This window comes from Acrocarpospora corrugata (assembly GCF_009687845.1).
Taxonomy (GTDB): Bacteria; Actinomycetota; Actinomycetes; order Streptosporangiales; family Streptosporangiaceae; genus Acrocarpospora; species Acrocarpospora corrugata.
This window is the reverse complement of the sequence record NZ_BLAD01000047.1, coordinates 1-19,229: the sequence shown is the minus strand read 5'-3', so window position 1 is coordinate 19,229 and position 19,229 is coordinate 1. Positions and strand designations below refer to the sequence as shown.

Annotated in this window: 22 protein-coding genes; 15 read left to right on the top strand and 7 right to left on the bottom strand. The window is 69.2% G+C overall.

Annotated elements, in window-relative coordinates; all coding sequences use genetic code 11:
• Window positions 1-25: 25 nt before the first annotated feature.
• Window positions 26-298, bottom strand: coding sequence for a hypothetical protein (locus tag Acor_RS14395; RefSeq protein WP_155337140.1), 273 nt, complete (start codon window positions 296-298; stop codon window positions 26-28).
• Window positions 299-495: 197 nt separating this feature from the next.
• Between Acor_RS14395 and Acor_RS14390 the strand changes: the two genes are divergently transcribed.
• Together Acor_RS14390 and Acor_RS14385 are read left to right on the top strand one after the other, a co-directional pair.
• A complete protein-coding gene (locus Acor_RS14390) occupies window positions 496-882 on the top strand; it encodes a DoxX family protein (protein WP_308805650.1) in 387 nt (128 codons plus the stop codon).
• Between the two features lie 103 nt (window positions 883-985).
• The gene (locus tag Acor_RS14385; RefSeq protein WP_155337139.1) at window positions 986-1,909 is read left to right on the top strand and encodes an RNA polymerase sigma-70 factor; all 924 of its coding nucleotides are present in this window, start codon (window positions 986-988) and stop codon (window positions 1,907-1,909) included.
• A gap of 92 nt (window positions 1,910-2,001) precedes the next feature.
• Here the strand turns inward: Acor_RS14385 and Acor_RS14380 are convergent, their stop codons facing one another.
• Window positions 2,002-2,712, bottom strand: a complete 711-nt coding sequence (locus Acor_RS14380) for a winged helix-turn-helix transcriptional regulator (RefSeq protein WP_155337138.1) — start codon at window positions 2,710-2,712, stop codon at window positions 2,002-2,004.
• 73 nt (window positions 2,713-2,785) lie between these two features.
• Between Acor_RS14380 and Acor_RS14375 the strand changes: the two genes are divergently transcribed.
• A complete protein-coding gene (locus Acor_RS14375) occupies window positions 2,786-3,169 on the top strand; it encodes a VOC family protein (protein ID WP_155337137.1) in 384 nt (127 codons plus the stop codon).
• Window positions 3,170-3,345: 176 nt separating this feature from the next.
• On the top strand, window positions 3,346-3,744 hold the full coding sequence (locus tag Acor_RS14370) for a hypothetical protein (protein WP_155337136.1): 399 nt from the start codon (window positions 3,346-3,348) through the stop codon (window positions 3,742-3,744).
• Between the two features lie 14 nt (window positions 3,745-3,758).
• Here Acor_RS14370 and Acor_RS14365 read toward each other — a convergent pair whose 3' ends face one another.
• Window positions 3,759-4,640 (bottom strand): alpha/beta fold hydrolase, encoded by an 882-nt coding sequence (locus tag Acor_RS14365; protein ID WP_155337135.1) that lies wholly within the window; start codon window positions 4,638-4,640, stop codon window positions 3,759-3,761.
• An 85-nt stretch (window positions 4,641-4,725) separates the two neighbouring features.
• Here Acor_RS14365 and Acor_RS14360 point away from each other — a divergent pair, with 85 nt between their 5' ends.
• The 5 genes from Acor_RS14360 (at window position 4,726) to Acor_RS14335 (ending at window position 8,756) form a co-directional block, all read left to right on the top strand.
• Complete coding sequence (locus Acor_RS14360; RefSeq protein ID WP_155337134.1) at window positions 4,726-5,298, top strand: CGNR zinc finger domain-containing protein; 573 nt, start codon at window positions 4,726-4,728, stop codon at window positions 5,296-5,298.
• 88 nt (window positions 5,299-5,386) lie between these two features.
• Window positions 5,387-6,457 carry a serine hydrolase domain-containing protein gene (locus Acor_RS44315; RefSeq protein WP_170316927.1) on the top strand — a complete coding sequence of 357 codons (1,071 nt, stop codon included), beginning with the start codon at window positions 5,387-5,389 and terminating at the stop codon, window positions 6,455-6,457.
• Window positions 6,458-6,504: 47 nt separating this feature from the next.
• The gene (locus Acor_RS14345; protein ID WP_246238645.1) at window positions 6,505-7,131 is read left to right on the top strand and encodes a CGNR zinc finger domain-containing protein; all 627 of its coding nucleotides are present in this window, start codon (window positions 6,505-6,507) and stop codon (window positions 7,129-7,131) included.
• A 114-nt stretch (window positions 7,132-7,245) separates the two neighbouring features.
• Window positions 7,246-7,803, top strand: a complete 558-nt coding sequence (locus tag Acor_RS14340) for an RNA polymerase sigma factor (protein ID WP_155337133.1) — start codon at window positions 7,246-7,248, stop codon at window positions 7,801-7,803.
• Entirely contained in the window at window positions 7,800-8,756 is a 957-nt protein-coding gene (locus Acor_RS14335; protein WP_155337132.1) for a CU044_5270 family protein, read from the top strand. Before Acor_RS14340 ends, Acor_RS14335 begins: the two co-directional genes overlap by 4 nt.
• A 196-nt stretch (window positions 8,757-8,952) precedes the next feature.
• On the opposite strand, the gene rox is transcribed toward Acor_RS14335, so the two are convergent.
• From rox to Acor_RS14320, 3 genes are all read right to left on the bottom strand, one after another.
• On the bottom strand, window positions 8,953-10,377 hold the full coding sequence (rox, locus tag Acor_RS14330) for a rifampin monooxygenase (protein ID WP_155337131.1): 1,425 nt from the start codon (window positions 10,375-10,377) through the stop codon (window positions 8,953-8,955).
• A gap of 401 nt (window positions 10,378-10,778) precedes the next feature.
• Window positions 10,779-11,279, bottom strand: a complete 501-nt coding sequence (locus Acor_RS14325) for a histidine phosphatase family protein (RefSeq protein ID WP_155337130.1) — start codon at window positions 11,277-11,279, stop codon at window positions 10,779-10,781.
• Window positions 11,280-11,324: 45 nt separating this feature from the next.
• Window positions 11,325-12,521 (bottom strand): PEP/pyruvate-binding domain-containing protein, encoded by a 1,197-nt coding sequence (locus tag Acor_RS14320; RefSeq protein ID WP_155337129.1) that lies wholly within the window; start codon window positions 12,519-12,521, stop codon window positions 11,325-11,327.
• 60 nt (window positions 12,522-12,581) lie between these two features.
• Here Acor_RS14320 and Acor_RS14315 point away from each other — a divergent pair, with 60 nt between their 5' ends.
• The 3 genes from Acor_RS14315 to Acor_RS14305 all read left to right on the top strand — a co-directional run bounded on the left by Acor_RS14315 (window position 12,582) and on the right by Acor_RS14305 (window position 15,679).
• On the top strand, window positions 12,582-12,977 hold the full coding sequence (locus Acor_RS14315; protein ID WP_155337128.1) for a DNA-binding protein: 396 nt from the start codon (window positions 12,582-12,584) through the stop codon (window positions 12,975-12,977).
• Window positions 12,974-13,609: a transcriptional regulator gene (locus Acor_RS14310; protein WP_155337127.1), complete on the top strand. Its 636-nt coding sequence runs from the start codon at window positions 12,974-12,976 to the stop codon at window positions 13,607-13,609. The genes Acor_RS14315 and Acor_RS14310 overlap by 4 nt, the downstream gene beginning before the upstream one ends.
• Window positions 13,610-13,750: 141 nt before the next feature.
• Window positions 13,751-15,679 (top strand): Xaa-Pro dipeptidyl-peptidase, encoded by a 1,929-nt coding sequence (locus Acor_RS14305; protein WP_155337126.1) that lies wholly within the window; start codon window positions 13,751-13,753, stop codon window positions 15,677-15,679.
• Between the two features lie 24 nt (window positions 15,680-15,703).
• Here the strand turns inward: Acor_RS14305 and Acor_RS14300 are convergent, their stop codons facing one another.
• Entirely contained in the window at window positions 15,704-16,321 is a 618-nt protein-coding gene (locus Acor_RS14300) for a helix-turn-helix domain-containing protein (protein WP_155337125.1), read from the bottom strand.
• Window positions 16,322-16,421: 100 nt separating this feature from the next.
• Between Acor_RS14300 and Acor_RS14295 the strand changes: the two genes are divergently transcribed.
• From Acor_RS14295 to Acor_RS14285, 3 genes are all read left to right on the top strand, one after another.
• On the top strand, window positions 16,422-17,048 hold the full coding sequence (locus tag Acor_RS14295) for a class I SAM-dependent methyltransferase (RefSeq protein ID WP_155337124.1): 627 nt from the start codon (window positions 16,422-16,424) through the stop codon (window positions 17,046-17,048).
• 10 nt (window positions 17,049-17,058) lie between these two features.
• Window positions 17,059-18,624 (top strand): MFS transporter, encoded by a 1,566-nt coding sequence (locus Acor_RS14290; RefSeq protein ID WP_155337123.1) that lies wholly within the window; start codon window positions 17,059-17,061, stop codon window positions 18,622-18,624.
• A 235-nt stretch (window positions 18,625-18,859) separates the two neighbouring features.
• The coding region (locus tag Acor_RS14285; RefSeq protein WP_155337122.1) for a RidA family protein at window positions 18,860-19,229 on the top strand (370 nt) is incomplete at its 3' end.

Genomic DNA, 19,229 nt, shown 5'->3' with positions numbered 1-19,229 from the left:
GTTTGGGGAGAGATTATGGCCGTAATTATGGTGCGGTCGCCAGCCGGGGAGTGTGGTGGCCGGTCGAGACCCGGCTGAGCTGAAGCACGCTCATGCCGAACATCAGTACGCCCAATGGGATGTGGAGGGTCTTCACCTGCGCGATGCCCAGCGCTATCTGCGCCAGCGTGAACCCCAGGAACACCACCGCGTACAGGATGGGCCTGGGGGAGCCGCCGCCCGGCCGCCACGCCAGGATCGCTGCGACCACGTGCACCAGCGCCACGGTGAACACCCCGTAGGCCGAAATACTGTGCATGGATCAACGGGCGGTCGGCCGACCCGGCCGACCGCGTCACTCTCGACGTCTCCCGCACCAGGATCGCTGCGCTCGACACGACATGCGCTCCGCCGGGGATCCCGATGGAGACAGTACGGCGCGAGGGCTCAGAGATGTCACTGGCTGGGGTCGCTGTCTCGTCTAGGGGGTGCCGGCGATCCTCGATCCAGGAGTACATGATGAACCTCGCGCTGTGGATCGCTGCCGGACTGCTCGCCGTGGTGGCCCTGATCGGCGGCGTCACCAAGGTGTTCGTGCCCAAGGAGAAGCTGGCTGCGGCTCCTGGTGGGGGGTGGACCGGGGACGTCGGCGTGGGCTTCGTCAAGACCCTCGGTGTCCTCGAGTTGCTGGCTGTGGCGGGCCTGATCCTTCCTGCCGCGCTCGGCGTCGCACCGGTTCTGGTGCCGGTGACCGCCGTCTGCTGGATCCTGCTGATGGCCGGCGCGATGATCACCCATGGCCGACGCGGCGAATCCGCGTTTGTGGTGCTGAACCTGATCTATCTCGCGGTTGCGGCGTTCATCGCGTGGGGCCGCTTCGTCCTGGAGCCCTTCACCGGCTGATGGGCGGCGACACACGGTTTCCGATCAATGACCGAGGGGCTCGGTTTCTCGGCTGGCAGCTGCGCTACCCCTCGTGGCGGCAGGGTTTCAAGGAGGAGGTGGCATGAGCAGGGGCGAGGAGTTTCAGGAGCTGCGGCCGCTGTTGTTCTCGATCGCCTACCGGATTCTGGGCAGCGTGAGCGAGGCCGAGGACGCGGTCCAGGAGACCTGGCTGCGCTTCGAGGCCTCCCCGGCACAACCCAGGTCGGTCAAGGCGTTCCTGTCGGCCGTGGTGACCCGGATCTCCATCGACGTGCTGCGCTCGGCACGCGTCCGGCGGGAGGAGTATGTCGGGCCGTGGCTCCCCGAGCCGCTGCTCGCCGACCCTTACCAGGATCCGGAGCGGTCGGCGGAGCTGGCCGACTCGCTGTCGATGGCGGCCTTGGTGCTGCTGGAGCGGCTGACCCCGCTCGAGCGAGCGGTCTTCGTCCTGCGGGAGGTGTTCGATTTCGGCTTTCCTGAGGTCGCGTCGATCGTGGAGCGCTCGGAGGCGGCGTGCCGCCAGCTGGCGGTGCGGGCGCGGCGCCATATGGCCGCGGGACGGCCCCGCTTCGAAGCGGACCGCAAAGAGCGAGAGGAACTGGCGTCGCGGTTCTTCGACGCCCTCCGTGAAGGCGACGTCGCCGGGCTGCGGAACCTGCTGGCTGCCGATGTATCGATGGTCGGCGACGGCGGCGGCAAGGCTCCGCAGCTGGCCAAGGCCGTCAGCGGCGCTCAGAATGTGGCCCGGCTGCTCGCCTCCATCTTCCCCCTGATGGCCCGGATCGACGTGACGTTCGAGCCGCACGAGGTCAACGGCCAGCCGGGCGCGATCTTCCGCGATCGGGACGGCAAGGTGCTCCACACCTTGGCGCTCGACGTACTCGACGGGCAGATTCAGACGATCCGCGCGGTGATCAACCCCGACAAGCTCGGGCACGTGGGCCCAGTGGCGGACGCCTGGGCAATCGACCGCGAAGTACGACGGGCACGCCGACCCACGGAATAGCCACCGTCTACCACACGTTGCCCGCAAGATCATTGCCCGCCGGTTGGAGAATCCCATGCCGGTCACGACATCCGCCGCCGCACACCAAACTTTCAGCGGTTATCAGGTGACTTCCACGACCACCCGATATCGAGGTGTGGTGGTCGGGCCCGGCCTTGATGGGAACGCGTCGGGGCGTGCAGGAGACTGCGAAGGGCGGACAGGTCGCCGGTGGCGACGGCGCTTCCGTCGGATATGGCTGTGTCGAGCGTGGTTGGGTCGTTGAGTAGGGCGTTGAGTGTTTTGGGGTCGGTGCGGAGGCGGGCGTCCGCGCTGGTGGGTTCGCCGGGTTCGACCTGCAGTTGGCCAGCCGCGGTGTGGACGGTCCATACGCGGTCGTCGAGTTCGATGCGGCAGGTGGTTGCGGGCGCGGCGGGATCGGGGTGCGCGGCGGCGCGCAGGAAGAGCATGACGGAGGTGGCGCTGAGGGTCGTCGGCGGGGGCGGGAGTGGGACGCGGACACCCCAGGCGCCCAGGGCGAGCACGATCGGTTCCAGTTCGCGGCCGTGTTCGGTCAGTTCGTACACCCATGAACTCGCCGGGGGTGGCAGCTTTCGGCGGCGAAGCACGTCGCGGGCTTCCAGCTCGCGGAGCCGGTCGGCGAGGAGGTTCGAGCTCGCGCCGGCGAGTGCTTGGCGTAGCTCGGTGAAGCGTTGTGGTCCGAGGAGCAGTTCGCGGACCACCAGCAGCGCCCACCGTTCCCCGACGACGTCGAGGGCGCGCGCGATCCCGCAGGCATCCCCGTAGCTGCGACTCGTTGGCACGACGAACCCCTTCTCATCTCAGTTGAGAGTCAATACTATCTAGTTGTTTTTAACAACCAGAGCGGAGACAACCATGGGGCAGCCAGTCGTGCACTTTGAGATCATTGGTACCGATCCGGCGAAGCTTCGCGGCTACTACGGCGAGCTGTTCGGCTGGGAGTTCCAGGTGGGCGACACGGTCAGCCTGAACGTCTCCCAGCCAGGCATGTACGGATTCGTGGATGGAAGCACCACGGAGGAGGGGCCTGTTCTCAACGGCGGGATTGGCGGCGGTCCGGGCCACCAGCCCAGAGTCCTGTTCTACGTGGGCGTTCCCGACGTGGAAGCCGCGCTCCAGAAAGCCGAGAGCCTCGGCGGAACGCGACGGATGGGCCCCGACGGGACGCCGGGCACCCTCGTGGTGGGCCACTTCACCGACCCCGAGGGCAATCTGATCGGCGTCGCCGGCGCAGCCTAGCGCTGGGCCGGAGAGCGTTCTCACGCCGAACCTCTCTTCTGGGCGGGATTCACCTTCACCGGCCGCTAACAGAATTGCCGTTCGGAGCCTCACGCGGGACTAAGCTCGGGGGCAGGCGGAACGCGAGAGGACCGATCATAACCAGCGATTTCTTCCCCACGGAGCCGGTTCGGCCCGTGCGTCGACGCGTGACGGAAGCGGCGATCCTCACCCATACGCAGAGCCCGGCAGCGGTGCGGCAGTGGACCTGCCCGCACGCCCAGCACGCCCGGCACGGCTGCGTCACCTGCTACCAGGCGTCGGCCGACGCCGATCCGGAGTTGCCGCTGTGGGAGGTCGCGGTCTGGTTCACCACCACCCGCCCGATCCCGATCAGGGCGCTGCAGGATGTGCACCGCCACGGCCGCCGCTTCACCCTCGATCAGCCGTCGACGCCCTTGGTGTACATCTTGAGCGGGCAGGTGCGTACGGGCTTGGCGGCGGAGGCCGTGGCGGGCATGGTGGGATTCATGTTGCAGAACCGGCACATCGTGGAGGAGTTCAACGTGACGGAGATCCGCGCCGTCCACACCTGACGGGCTTCGCCGCGCTAGGCGGGCTTCCAGGCGCGGTCGAGGAAGTCGGCGACCAGTGGGGCGATGTCGGGAAGGTACTCCTCCAGGGCGAAGTGGCCGGTCTCGAAGATGTGCAGTTCGGCGTCGGGCAGGTCGCGCAGGTAGGCGTGGGCGCCGGGTTCGGGGAAGAACATGTCGTCGCGGCCCCACGTGATGAGCGTCGGCGGGGTGTGCCGGCGCAGCCAGGCCTGCCACTCCGGGTAGCGTTCGACGTTGCTGTGGTAGTCGAAGGCCAGGTCGATCTGGGGCTGGGCGCGGCCGGGCTGGTCGAGGAAGTGCTGGTCGAGGGTCCAGCCGTCGGGGGCGATGAGGCGAGGATCGCCGGCGCCGCTCTCGTACTGGCCGCGGGTCGCCGCCAGGGTGAGCAGCCCGCGGATGGTCTCCTCGGCGCCTGGGACGCCGGGCCGCAGGGCGATGAAGCCGCGGGCGGCGTCGGACAGGCCTTCGGTGTAGGCGTTGCCGTTCTGGATGACGAGGCCGGCGATCCGCTCGGGGTGACGGGCGGCCAGGCGGAAGCCCACGGGTGCGCCGTAGTCGAAGACGTACATAACGAAGCGGGTCAGGCCGAGCCGTTCGACGAAACCGTCGACGAGGCCGGCGAGGCGGTCGAAGCTGTAAGGGGTGCCGTCGGCCGGGGTGTCGCTGTGGCCGAAGCCGGGGTAGTCCGGGGCGATGAGGCGGTAGCGGCTGCCGAGCGCGTCGATGAGTCGGCGGAACTGGTGTGAGGCGGAGGGGAAGCCGTGCAGCAGCAGCATCACCGGGGCCTCGTCCGCGTTGTCGGGGACGGACTCGCGGTAGAAGATCTGCAGTCCGTCGACCTCGATGTGGCGGTGCAGTGTTCGCGCGACTGCCGTCATTTCACATGCCTCCTCTAGGTTTGGACGCATTAGTCTTAGCTCGTGCCGGGCTAATGTGTCAATGGGGCCGATTAGCATTAGTCGGGTGAGTGAACTTCTGCCACTGACTGGTGAGCCGCTGGCCCTCGACCTGGTCAACACCCGGCCGCACACTCCGGACGGCCCGGTCGACCTGCTCGCGACACCCGCCGCGCTGGGAACGTGGCTGACGCTGCAGGCGGAGCGCCTGCCCGGTTACCCGTCGGAGGCGGCGCTCACCGCGGCCGACCTGGCCGCCGTCCATGCCGTGCGGGAGCACACCGCCGTCGCGATCGACCACCTGCGGCGCGGCGAGAAGCCGCCCGCGTCCGCCCTGGCCGGCCTCAACCTGGCCCAGCGTGCCGCGCCCGCGATTCTGGAACTCGGCTGGGACGGCACGTCGGTCACGGCCGTCCCCCAACGCGCCGGCACTGTGGGCGTCCGCCTGGCCGCCCGGCTCGCCGCGGCCGCCGGTGAGCTGCTCGCCGACCCGGCGTTCGCCGCCGTCCGGGCGTGCGAGGCTTCGGACTGCGTCATGCTGTTCCTGCCCGCCCACCCCCGGCGGCGCTGGTGCTCGGCCGCCCGGTGCGGCAACAGGGCCCGCGTCGCCCGTTACTACCAGCGGCACCGCACCACCTGATGTGGTTGTCGGATCGGACAACTTCCGCCAGCTGAGGCTGTCCGATCGGACGAGTACGGCGGCAGATGCGCCATCTAGCCTCAGCAGCATGATGTCGCCGGAAAACGTCCAGAGCTGGCTCGACGAGCACTTCGCCCGGATCATCGGCGAGCGCGGGGTCCCGGGCGCCTCGGTCGCCATTCTCACCCAAGGCCAGGTGCTCACCGCCGCCGGCGGCGTCCTCAGCAGGGCCACCGGCGTCGAGGCGACCACCGACTCGGTCTTCCAGATCGGCTCGATCACCAAGCTGTGGACCAGCGCCCTGGTGATGCAGCTGGTCGACGACGGATTGGTCGACCTCGACGCGCCGCTCCGCGCGTACCTGCCGGAATTCACGGTCGGCGACGCGGCCGCGTCCGCCACGATCACTACCCGCCAGCTGCTGTGCCACGTCGCGGGCTTCGAGGGCGACATCTTCACCGACACCGGCCGCGGCGCGGACGCCGTCGAGAAGTACCTCGCCTCGATCCACGACATCCCGCAGCTGTTCGAACCGGGTGCGGTCTTCTCCTACAACAACACCGGTTTCGTGGTGCTCGGCCGCCTGGTCGAGGTGCTGCGCGGCCAGCCCTTCGACGAGGTGCTGGTCGAGCGGCTGGCCGTCCCGCTCGGGCTCACCCACGTCTCGCCGAGCCCGTACGAGGCGATCCTGCACCGGGCCGCCGTCGGCCACCTGCCAGGCGAGGGCGGCGCGATGGCGCCCGCGCCGACCTGGGCGCTCGCCAGGTCCAACGCCCCCGCCGGCTCGATGCTCGCGATGACCGCTCGCGACCTGCTCGGCTTCGTCGCCATGCATCTGGCGGGTGGCCGCCGTCTCGGCGCGGGACTACATCGCCGCGGCCCGCATCGCGGGCGTGAGCAGGCTCCGGATCCTGCTCCGCCATGTGCTGCCGAACATCGCAGAACCGCTCATCGTCAACGCGACGATGGCCGCCGGCGGGGTGCTGCTCACCTTCGCCGGGCTCTCGTTCCTGGGGCTGGGCGTGCAGGCACCGTCCTACGACTGGGGCAAACTCATGCAAGACGGGCTCAACGAACGACGGCCTGGCTGAAAGCGGGGCTGCGGTGGAGCCCCTCGGGGTTGATGTGCCGTACACCCATCTGCTGCCTCCAAGGATGAAACCAGTTAAAGGGGTTTCGGCGTACGGAACCAGTTATAGTGGTTTCATGCGAGCGTACGCAACCGGAAGAGTGCTGCACGACCCCAAGGGCGGGTCGTTCCGGTTCGACGCCGGCGCCCTCTGCCTGGACTTCGCCCACACGGGCGGCGAAGGGCAATACGCGATATTCGAGACCCTCCACCAGCCTGCCGACCTCGGCGAATGGCTGGCCCAGCCGCCACTGGCCGCGATCATGACGGTCCCCGTGTCGGCCGATGAGCTGACCGAGGCCAAGACTCTCCGCCGGGCGATCTGGGACGCCGCGCACGCGCGGGCGGCGCATGACCCCCTCCCCTCCGGCGCGGTCGCGACCATCAACCGGACCGCCGCCGCGACGCCGCTGACCCCCGAACTCGCCGCCGACGCCACGACCGCGGGATGGGCGCCGCCGGTAAGGGCAACGCAAGCGCTGTCGACCCTGGCACGGGAGATGATCGAACTCCTGTCCGGGCCGTTCTCCGGACGCATCCGCGAGTGCGCGAGCGACAACTGCCCGCTGGTGTTCGTCGACACCTCCCGCCCCGGCGCCCGGCGCTGGTGCGCGATGGAACGCTGCGGCAACCGCCACAAAGTCCGGGCTCTGCGCGCCCGGCAGGCCACCTCGGTCAGGGAACCGTCCCCGATCGAACCTTGATCGCTGAGCGGTGGCGCTGCCCTGGGTGATCCTCTTGGGAACCTTTTCCCGGCGGTTCGGCAACAACAGGTGTCCAGCACCCGAAGCCGAGAGGGCCACCCGCAGTGAGACAGAATGAGTGAGCAGGACGCGGCGTGCATCGAGAGGTCCCGCCGCGACCCGGAGGCGTTCGCCGAGGTCTTCCGGCGGTACGCTCCCGATCTGACCCGGTATGTGACCCGCCGCCTGGGCCGGGACGCCGCCGACGACGTGGTCGCCGAGACCTTCCTGGCCGCCTTCCGGCAACGCGACCGCTACGACCCGGCCCGCCCCAGTGCCCGCCCCTGGCTGTACGGCATCGCCACCAACCAGATGGGCCGCCACGTCCGCGCCGAGGTGCGCCAGTTGCGCGTCCTGGAACGCACCGGGACCGACCAGGTGACCGCGCCCTTCACCGACCGCAGCGACGACCGGGTCAGCGCCCAGGCCTCCGGCCGGAGCCTGGCGGGCGCGCTGGCCGCGCTGCCGAAAGGGCACCGGGACGCGCTGCTGCTGATCGCCTGGGCCGATCTCAACTACGAGGAGACGGCACAGGCGCTCGGCGTGCGCCTGGGGACCGTGCGGTCCCGGGTCAGCCACGCTGCGCCGCGCACTCGGCAAGAGCAATCCGATAATGGAGGAGGCCATCCATGAATGAGATGGACACGCTGTCGGGATTCCGGGCCGAAGTGCCGCGACCCGAGCCCGCCGACCTGCGCGCCCAGGAGGACCGGCTCCTGGCGGCACTGCGCACGCCACCGCCGCGCCCGGCGCTGCGCGGATGGACGCGCGGATGGAAGCTGGGCCTGGTGGCGGGTCTGGCCGTGGCTGCGGCCGCGACCGCCGTGGTCGCGCTGCCGTCCGATCCGCCCCGCGTCATCCACGCCATGCCGGTGGCGCATTCCGCGGTTCTCACCCGGGCCGCCCAGGCCACCGCCGGGCAGACCGAGCTGCGCCCCCGGCCGGGGCAGTACCTGGTCTATGAGTCCAGGATGATGTTCGCCTCCGAAGGCACGAGCCGGGACGGCGTCGCTTCGCGTTATCTGACCGACGAGTTGCGGCGGGTCTGGTTGCCGGTCGAGGGCGATGCGACCGGTGGGTTCATCGATGGGGAGCGCCTGCCGCCCAAGGTGTGGCCGGGCTGGCCCATCCCGCCGGAGGCGTGGGAGAACCTCGGCCGCTACCGGCCCGAGAAGCTGGCGGACTTCGACCAGCGGGCCGAGCAGGACCTGACCGACTATGCCCACACCAGTGCCTGGCCCACCGACCCGGAGGGGATGTACCGGCGCCTGTACACCGGGCTCGGGAACGACGAGGAGGCCCACGAACTCGTCTGGGGAAATGTTCAGTCCCTGCTCCGGGAGTCGTATCTTCCGGCCGCGCAGCGTGCCGCGCTGTTCCGGGCGGCCGCCGCCATTCCCGGCGTGGTCACCGTGCCCGACGCGCGGGACGCGGCCGGACGTCCCGGCATCGCCGCCGCGCGCCTCTGGGCCGTTCGGGGCACCCGGGTGGAGCTGATCTTCGATCCGAAGACCTACCAGTACCTGGCGAACGTGAGGTCGTCGTGGACGCGGCCAAGACCGGGACCCCCGTGGGCACGGTGCTGAGTGCCTCGGCCCTGCTCAAGATCTCGATCGCGGACGAACCGCCCACAGTCGGGACGCCGCGCTGATGTTTTGATCATCGTGGTTCGTGGGGGCGTGATCGGTTTCGCGGGCGGGGACGCGGTGTTCGGGGTGGTGACGAAGCCTTCGGGCCGCCAGCAGCTCACCAGCCGAATCTTTCGGGCCGCAAACGCGCGCTTCAGCTCGCGGCAGCGCCGAACCACTTGGGCAGGCGGCTGAGCAGATCCTGCTGGTCGTCACCGACCCACGCCACGTGGCCGTCCGGCCGTAGCAGCGCCGCGGGCAGGTCCAGTTCGTCGCTGACGTCGACGACGTGGTCGACCCGATCCGCCCAGCCCGCCACCGAGAGCCGGCCGGTCTGGTCGAGCAGCAGCCCGCGGCCGCCGCGCATCAGCTCATAGAGGCGACCCCGCTTCAGCTGCACGTCCCGCAGCCGCCTGCCGAGCAGTTCGGGCCCCTCGCCGAAGTCGTAGCGCACCCCGATCGCGGTGATCTTCTCGATCAGGTACCGGTTCACCTCCTCGAAGTCCATCAGTTGCGACACCAGCCGCCGTACCGACTGGGGGCCCGGCTCGACGGACAGCAGCTCCATCTGCGCGCGGGTGTTGTCCAGCACGTCGGCGGCCACCGGGTGCCGTTCGGCGTGGTAGCTGTCCAGCAGCCCCTCCGGCGCCCAGCCGCCGACCTCGGCGGACAGTTTCCAGCCGAGGTTGAACGCGTCCTGGATGCCGAGGTTGAGCCCCTGCCCGCCGGTCGGCGGGTGGATGTGCGCCGCGTCGCCGGCCAGCAGCACCCGGCCGGTACGGTAGCGCTCGGCCTGCCGGGTGGCGTCGCCGAAGCGGGACAGCCAGCGCGGTGAGTGCACGCCGAAGTCGGTGCCCGCGAAGGCCAGCAGCTGCCGCTTGAACTCCTCCAGGGTCGGCGGAGTGCGGTCCTCGGTCACCCCTTCGGCGGGCACGACGACGCGGTACACCCCGTCCCCGAGGAGGCCGAGGCCGAACCGCAGCTGGGTCTTGCGTACCTCCGCGACGATGGCGGCGATCGTCGCCGGATCCTCGGCCGCCTCCATTTCGCCCAGCAGTGTCTCGACCTTGGTGGGCTCGCCGGGGAAGCCGACGCCGAGCAGCTTGCGCACCGTGCTGCGTCCGCCGTCGCAGCCGACGAGGTAACGCGAGCGCAGCCGCGTGCCGTCGGCCAGTTCGGCGGTCACCCCGTCCTCGTCCTGGCTCAGCCCGGCCAGTTCGCAGCCGCGCCGGATCTCGGCGCCGACCTCGGTGGCGTGCTCGGTCAGCAGGCGCTCGGTGGTGGTCTGCGGGATGCCGAGAACGTACGAATGCGCGGTGTCCAGCCGGTCGGGCCACGGCTTGGTGATGCCGGCGAAGAAACCGGCGGACGCGTACTGCTGGCCGAGCGCGAGGAACCGCTCCAGCAGACCGCGCTGGTCCATCACCTCGATACTGCGCACGTGCAGACCGAGCGCGCGGACATATTTGGTCGGCTCCGCGTCTTTCTCCAGCACGAGCGCCTGTACGTCGTGCAGCCGCAATTCCGCGGCCAGCATCAAGCCGGTCGGCCCGCCACCGGCAATGATCACGTCAATCATGAAGAGCCCCCATTTCAACGTTTCGGCCAGCTGCTCCGCGCCGAGTGCCCACCGGCGGTCCGAGTCCCGGTACGTCGACATAGCGCACGTACTTCGCGAATTTCCGCAGGTTCTGGCTTCGGCTGGAGATTCTGCAACATGACCCGGGTCTTGCCGCAAGCCCCCCGGGGCGCTATACGTTGAGAGTGGCAGGGAGCGCGAAATCTCCTTGCCTTTGTCTTTTGCCGTCCGCTGCGGACGGACGAGCTGGCTGAACCACGTCGGCGGATCGTTCGCCGCGAAGGCTCAGCTCGACGCGCGGTCGGCGTTGGCCATGATGGCGTCGTGGATATAGCGGGACAGGCCAGGGGCCATGTCGTCGTAGTTACGGCCGACGCGTTCGTTGGCGAGGTAGGACCTGGCTAGGGCGCCGTCAGTGCGGTGTTGGCGCTGTTCAGTCCGAGCCATCGGGATGGCGGCGCGTCCAGTGCGTGCCGTACCAGCCATGCGATCTGGTAGGCGTGAGTCACCAGGACCTCGTGTGTGTCTTTCGTGGTCGGGTCGGGGGCCTTCGCGAAACGGGCGATCAGGGCCTCGGCGAGGCTCTGGCCTGAGGCGGCCTCGGTGTCGTCGTAGCCGTCGAAGAAGCCGGCCCAGGATGGGGGTGTTTCGGACGCGCTGGGAACGTAGGGCACGTGGTCGATGAGTTCGGCGGCCTCGGTCACGGGCACGTTCGGTAGCTTCCGGGCGAGTTCGTGCGCGCTTGCTGCGGCGCGTGGGAGCGGGGAGTGCCACACGGCGTCGACCGGAACGCCGGCCAGGCGTTCGCCCAGCAGGCCCGCCTGCCGGTGCCCGATGCCGGTGAGCTCCCCGAACGCGTCGGCCGCGCCGTGTCGTGCCAGATAGAGGTGTCGCGTTGGCATTGAATGGTAGGGACGCGGAACCGCTTCCCTACTCCTTTCGATCCGTTAGCTGTGGGTTCGGTTTGTCGTCGTGACGGTGCCGGTGGAGCCGTCGATGGTGATGATCGTGCCGTCGTGGAGCCTGCTCGTCGCGTTCTGGACGCCGAGGACGGCGGGGATGGCGTGCTCGCGAGCGACGATCGCGGCGTGGGACAGCACGCCTCCGGTCTCGGTGACGACGCCGGCGGCGATGCGCAGCAGCGGCGTCCAAGCGGGGTCGGTGAAGGGGCAGACGAGGATGTCTCCCGGATGCACGCGCGCGAAGTCGCCGGGACCACGGACGATCCTCGCGGTGCCGGTCACGGTCCCGCGGCTGCCCGGTGTTCCCGTGAGTGGGGTGTCCGAGACGCCGGAAGGCGGTGGGGGAGCGGCGGTGACCGGCCGGGCTTGCAGAACCCAGGTGCGCTCGTCGGTGATCGCCCACTCGATGTCCTGCGGCCCACCGAGTACGGCAGCGATCTCCCCACCCAGCTCGGCGAGCCGCGTGGCGGTCGCGTCGTCGATCGCCGGTTGGTTCCGGGCACGGGTGGGCACGTCGCTCATGACGAGCCGCGTGCCGCGCCGGTCAAGGCGGGTCCGTTTGTCGGCGATGGTGCGGGTGACCGACCCGTCCCCGGACACGCGGTAGGCGTCAGGGGTGACCGTGCCCCCGACGATGCTGGGGCCAAGGCCCCAGGACGCCTCGATCTGGGTCACGTCGTCCGGGTCCGCGGGTGTGAACATGACCCCGGACACCTCGGCATCCAGATGGCGCTGGACGATGACGGCCATCACAAGATCGTCGTACGGCTCGATGGCGCGTGGAGAGAACAGCGACGCCCAGCAGGCACGTACGGCATCGGCGACCCCGCTGACTCCCTGCACAGCGAGGAAGCTGTCGTGCCGGCCGGCCGCCGATGCCTGACCGGTGTCCTCATTCGCCGCCGATGATCTCACCGCCACGGGCGGATCGCCGAGCTCGCCGAGTGCGCGTCCCAGCGCGTCGATCACGGTGGCGTGAACCGGACGCGCCTCGATCATCCGCCGCGCCGCGTCGAGCTCGTCCGACCGCGCGAGGTCCAGGTCGCGTACGGCGGCGAGGTAAGCGGCGAACGGGACGACGAAGCCGTCAGGAACCGGCAGACCCGCGCGGAGCAGCGCGCCGAGTGCGCCGGCCTTGCCCCCGCAGGTATCGGCGACAGCCTCCATGAGGGGTACGATCACCCACCCCCACCTTTCAACAGAATGTTGACAACATTTCGTTGATTGTGGATCATGAGTCGCATGCCGCGCAAGCAGGACATCGCTCACACCGCGCACGCTGACCACGCCCAGGCCCACCGTGAGCAGGACGCGCGTGAGCATCTGATGGCCCTGGGCGCAGATGAGCTCGACGCCCGTCCCTGGCGGCCCTCGCCCGTCCCGCCGTCGGCGGTCGACCTCGCGCAGTTCGCCGTCTGGCGCGGCGCCGATCTCGACCCGGAGGACATCCTGAGCGCCCTCGCTCTCCTGCCCGCCGCGCGCGCCGAGGTCGAGGGACTCGAAACCGCTCTGCTGTTCATCGCCCGGAGCGCGGGCCTGTCCTGGGCACAGATGGCGCACGCGATGGGATTCAACTCCCCGCAGGCGTGCCAGCAGCGATACAACCGCCTGGCGGGACGACAGGACGCGGGCGCGTGACGCGGGACTCTTCGCCCGGCCTCCTGGCCCTGCACGCCGTGCGCATCACCGGCTTCGCGGACACCCCGGTGATCGCTCATCGGTACGGGCTCGATCTGGCCGACACGAAAGAGGCGCTGCTCGACGCCGAGGCACGCGGGTGGGTCGGGCACACCGCCTTCGCCGGCACCGGAGGTTGGTCGCTGACCGAACGGGGCCGCGCCGAGAACGAGCGCCAGCTCGCGGCCGAGCTCGCGGACGTCGGCGGCGCCGACGAGGTCCGTGACGTCCACCGCGAGTTCCTCCCGCTGAACGCCCTGCTGCTCCGAGCCTGCACCGACTGGCAACTCCGCCCCACCGCCGGCGATCGGCTCGCCGTCAACGACCACTCCGATCCCGCCTGGGACGCCAGAATCCTCCACGAACTCGCCATCATCGACCACGCGCTCACGCCACTCTCAGACCGGCTCGGAGGCGTCCTCACCCGGTTCCGCGGATACGACACCCGATTCGCCACAGCCCTGGCGCGCGCCCAAGCCGGGGAGGGCTCCTGGATCGACCGCACCGACGTCGATTCCTGCCATCGTGTCTGGTTCGAGCTCCACGAAGACCTCATCGCGACACTCGGCCTCGACCGGCACGCGGAACCCTGATCGCGTGCCGTTTACGCGGACCTGTTGAATGTGCAATGTCACACAGTAAAACCAAGCTGATGTCGAACCCATAAAGAGATCTTGTCCATATACGGACAATGCCGGAGATTACGGATGTTTCCCGAATCTCTGGAGTCATCTGTGCCACCGTTACGAGCAGCCGTCATCGCCGTGGGCCTGGTCCTGATCGGAGCCACCCCGGTGCAGGCGCTCAGCACCCCCGCCATCACCGTCGAACAGGGGCGCACCCAGCCCGTCTTCTCCTACGCCGACGCCATCCGCGAACACGTCTACGTCGAGTCGAGCGTCGACAGCGACGCCAACGGACAGCTGGACCGGGTCCGGGTCGACATCATCAGGCCCAACCAGTCGGGTCCCGGCCTCAAAGTGCCGGCGATCATCGATGAGAGCCCGTACTACGACAACTCCGGCCGAGGCAACGAAACCGAGCACAAGGTCTACGACCCGGCGGGCAACCTCGCCAAGTTCCCGCTGTACTACGACAACTACTTCGTGCCCCGTGGGTACGCGGTGCTCAACGTCGACATGATCGGAACCACCAAGTCCGACGGCTGCCCCGACGTCGGCGGGCGGGCGGACGTGCTGGGCGGCAAGGCCGTCATCGACTGGCTGAACGGCCGCGCCACCGCCTACCACGCCGACGGCACCCAGGCGTTCGCCGACTGGAGCACCGGCAAGGCCGGGATGATCGGCAAGTCCTACGACGGCACGCTGGCCAACGCGGTCGCGGCGACCGGCGTCAAGGGCCTGGAGACCATCGTCCCGATCTCCGCGATCAGCTCCTGGTACAAGTACCAGCGCTCCAACGGCGTGGTCTACAACTATGACTACATGTCGTACCTGGCGAGCTTGGTCGACACCGACCCGGCCGCCAAGTGCGCCGCCGTACGGGCCGAGCTGGACGCCCAGGACGGCGACGACACCGGCAACTACAGCCCCTTCTGGGCCGAGCGCGACTACATCGACGGCACGCTGGGCGATGTCCGCGGCGTGCGGGCCAGCGTGTTCGCCGTACACACGGTCAACGACATGAACGTCAAGCCCGACCACTTCTCCACCTGGTGGGACGCGCTGGCCAAGCAGGGCGTGCCGCGCAAGATCTGGGTCGGCCAGTACCAGCATGTGGATCCCTTCGACTTCGAGGGACGCCGGGACGTGTGGGTCGACACGCTGCACGCCTGGTTCGACTACTGGCTGCTGGGCGTCAGGAACGACGTCATGCGGGAGCCCCGCGCCGACGTGCAGGTCGGCCCCACCGAGTGGATCACTCAGCGTGACTGGCCCGTGTCGGAGGCGTCGGGCCAGGTCTTCCGCCCGGCGGCCGACGGGACACTCGGCCTCGTCCAGGCCGGCAAGGGTGAGACCGTGGCATTCACCGACATCCGCCAGTCGGAGAACGCGATGGTCGCCAACGTCGGCACGATCCAGCCGGGCCGGGTGGCCTTCACCACCGGCGAACTCGCCCGCGACCTGCGCCTGTCCGGCACGCCCATCGTCAATCTGCGAGTGGCGCTCGACAAGCCGACCGCCAACCTGACCGCGCTCCTGGTGGACTTCGGTGACGACTCCAGGATCGACTGGAGGCGCGGGCAGGGCATCACCACCCTGGCCGAGGAGAGCTGCCACGGCGAGGCGTCCGCCACCGACGACGGCTGCTACCGCAAGGTCGTGACGAACATGGTCACCCGGCCGCTGGAGATCGTGGCCCGCGGCTGGATCGACGTACAGAACCGCGACTCGCTCAGCCAGTCCTCCCCGCTGGCCCCGGGCGCGTACGGCGAGGTCGAATGGGAGACCCTGCCGCAGGACTACACCTTCAAGCAGGGGCATCGCCTGGGTCTGGTGATCGCCGGAACCGACTCGACGTACAGCGGTGAGACGGCCACCGGGGCCACCGTCACGGTCGACCTGCAAAGAAGCAAGGTGCGGATCCCGCTCGTCCTCGGCGCTGAGCCCGCGCTGACCGACGGCGACGTCATGGCGAGGCGTGGCCGTTGGATCGGCCCCGGCGAGATCGAGCTGCCGGTGCCGGACAACCGTCTCTTCTAGTACCGGGACACTCCCCGGCATATCTCAGGGCCCGGCGGCATCCCCGCCGGGCCCGTTCTTCGCTCTCGGTGCTGCCCGGACGTGGGTGCGTTCGCCTTGTTTCCCGATGAGGCTCAGGAACTCGACGGGACCGGCGCTGGTGGCCCCGAACCAGTGCGGGGTGCGCGTGTCGAACTCCGCGGCCTCCCCGGGTTTGAGGATGAGGTCGTGTTCCCCGAGTACCAGGCGGAGCGTGCCGTTGAGGACATAGACCCAGTCGTAGCCCTCATGGGTGCGCGGGTCGGGTTCCGCGTCGTCGCTTCCGGCCGGGAGGACGAACTTGTAGGCCTGGATTCCGCCGGCCCTGCGGGTCAGCGGCAGGATGACCGAGCCGTCGCCGCAGGGGATGGGACGCAGGTGGATGCGGGGGTCGCCGGTCGGCGGCGCGTCGACGAGTTCGTCGAGTGTGACCCCGTGGGCGCGGGCGAGCGGTAGCAGCTGTTCGAGCGTGGGGCGTCGCAGGCCCGCTTCGAGCCGGGACAGGGTGCTGGTGGAGATGCCGGTCTCCGCCGCCAGGTCGGCGAGTGTGACGTCGCGATGCAGCCGAAGGAGTTTCAGCCTCGGCCCGACAGCGTCAAGAGTGCGATCAATGGTTTCGTCCACCTCTCCATTTTGCCATTCGGCAACAATGTTTGCGGATCCGCCTTCCCTGTCGGCACCATGAGGGTGACGGAGAGATCATCGCGCGCGGGGAGGACGAGCTGTGACGCACGGATTCGACAAGGACTACTGGGACCGGCACTGGCGACAAGGGCGACCCGGATCTATGAACCCGCCAAATCCGTACCTCGCTCGTGAGACCGGCGGCCTGACGCCGGGGACGGCGCTGGATGCGGGGTGCGGCGGCGGCGCCGAGGCGATCTGGCTTGCCGCCAACGGCTGGCAGGTCACCGCGGCCGACATCTCGTCCGAGGCCCTTGCTCGCGCTGCCGAGCGCGCGGCGGCGAGTGAGCGTTTGCGGTGGGTTGAGGCGGATCTGAGCGTCTGGAGTCCGGGCGCGCGGTTCGACCTGGTCATGACCCACTACGCCCATCCGGCGATGCCTCAACTGGAGTTCTACGACCGCATCGCCGGATGGGTGGCTCCCGGCGGCACGCTGCTAATCGTGGGGCACCTGCACACCCCTGGTGCCACCGGCCACGGACATCACCCTCCGGCCGAAGCGTCGGCCACCTCCGCGGCCATCACCGCGCGCATGGACGACATGGCGTGGGAGATCGTCACCGCCGAAGAGCACCTCCGCACACTCACCGCCCACGGGGGCCAAGCGGTCCCCCTCCACGACGTCGTCGTGCGCGCCACCCGACGCCGGTTCCCCTTGCCCTTTTGAAAGGAATCCCATGAGTACGGACCTGTCCTCAGACGCGGGAGCCCCCGATCAGACCATCCAAGACCCACGACAACGACGAACGATCTTGGTCGGGGTCTGTATCGCGCTCATGGCGGTCATCGCTTCGGTGTCCGGGCTGAACGTCGCCCAGCCGGAGCTCGCCGTCGCGTTCGATGCCTCGCAGACCGAGGTCCTGTGGTTCATCAATATCTACACGATCAGTTTGGCCGCGTTGCTCCTGCCGCTCGGTGCGCTGGGCGACCGGTGGGGCCGCAGGCCGGTGCTGATCGCGGGGCTGCTCGTCTTCGGAATGGCGAGTGCGGCGGCCGGTCTCGCCACGTCGTCGGAGATCATGCTCGCCGCGCGTTTTCTGAGCGGCGTGGGTGCGGCGATGATCATGCCGGTCACCCTCGCCGTGATCACCTCGACCTTCCCTGACGGGGAGCGCTCCAAGGCGATCGGCGTGTGGACCGGCGTCGCCGGTGGGGGAGGCATCTTGGGGATGTACCTGTCGGCCGTACTGGTCGACCTGGCGAACTGGCGGTGGCTCTTCGTCCTGCCGGTCGTGCTCGTCGTCGTCGCCGTCGTGATGGCGCCGCGATCCATCCCGAACTCGCGCGAGGCGTCAGGGCCGGGGTTCGACGTCGTCGGTTCGCTGTCGTCCGTGGTCGCGGTGGTCGGGCTGGTCTTCTTCCTCCATGAGGGGCCCGTACGAGGCTGGGCCGCGCCCGCGACGCTTCTGGGTCTCCTCGTCGGCGTCGTCGCCGCTGTCGGATTCGTGGCATGGGAGCTGCGCCGGCAGGCTCCGCTCCTGGACGTCCGCCTGTTTCGTGAGCGAGGCCTGGCGAGCGGTTCCGTGTCGCTTTTGACGGTCTTCGGCGTGCAGGCAGGGATCTTCGTGGTCCTCTTCCCGTACTTCCAGGCGGTACTCGGCTGGTCCGGCCTTCGCTCCACCCTGGCGCTCATGCCGATGGCGCTGCTGATGATGGTCGCCTCCGGCCTCGCCCCGCGGGTGGCCGTGCGCATCGGCAGCCGCTCGACGATGGCCTCAGGGATCTTCCTGGGCGGTGCGGGGCTGGTCCTCATGGCCATTTTCGTCTCCGTCGACGGCGGCTATCTCTCGCTCCTGCCCGGCATGCTCGCCATGGGACTCGGCATGGGCTTGACGATGACGCCCTCCACCGAGGCCATCACCACCGCCTTGCCGCGTGACCGTCAAGGCGTCGCCTCCGCGCTCAACGACGTCACCCGGGAGTTCGGCACCGCGCTCGGTGTCGCGCTGCTCGGAGCGGTCCTGACCGCTGGCTACCGCGCCGCCATCGACTCCCGGCTCGACGGAGTGCCGGACGCCGCCGCCGACACCGCCCGCCAGGGCATCGCCAACGCCCTCGCGACCGCCGACGGGCTCGGCCCCCAGGCGCAGGCACTGACCCGAGCCGCCCAAGAGTCCTTCGTCGACGGCTGGCAGCAGGCCATGTGGGCAGGCGCACTAGTGATGGCGGTCCTGTTCGTCTACGTCCTCACGCGAGGCCCGCGGCAACGAACCCTAGCGACAGCCGTGAATCCAACGACGTAGTCGCCGACCTGTGCTGACTCACCTAAAGGAGGAACTACACCCAAGGCAAGGGCAGAATCCGCGACAAGACCCTCGAAGGCCAACAGACCGCCGCCGCCCGCGCGCCACCCAGGACGGCACGTTCTTCAGCCGGGGCGCGGCCACCGAGGACCTGTCCAACAGCGTCTAAAGACGGCAGCGCCCGCGACGGCTGATCAGTTGGACGGCGCCGGAGGGGTGCAGTACTTTGCCTCGCATGCGCGAAGCGATCACCACCTCAGAGGCCCCGGCATCGCCGCTCTTCAGTCAGGCGATCAAGGCGGGCCAGCACATCTACGTGTCGGGTTTGGTAGGCGTCGATGTAGCCACCGGCAAGCCCGCCGGTCCGACGATTCAGGAGCAGACGCGACAGGCGATTGCCAACTGCGAGGCGGTGCTTCGCTCAGCGGGCGCCACCCTTGATGACGTCGTAGAGGTCGGCATCCTGCTGAGCGATCCGGCGGACTTCCCGGGAATGAACGAGGAGTACGCCAACTGGTTCTCGGACCAGCCCCCGGCGCGCTACGCCGCGAAGCTCGGGGCCGAGATTCCTGGGATCCTCGTCTCGATCCGCATGACGGCGGTCA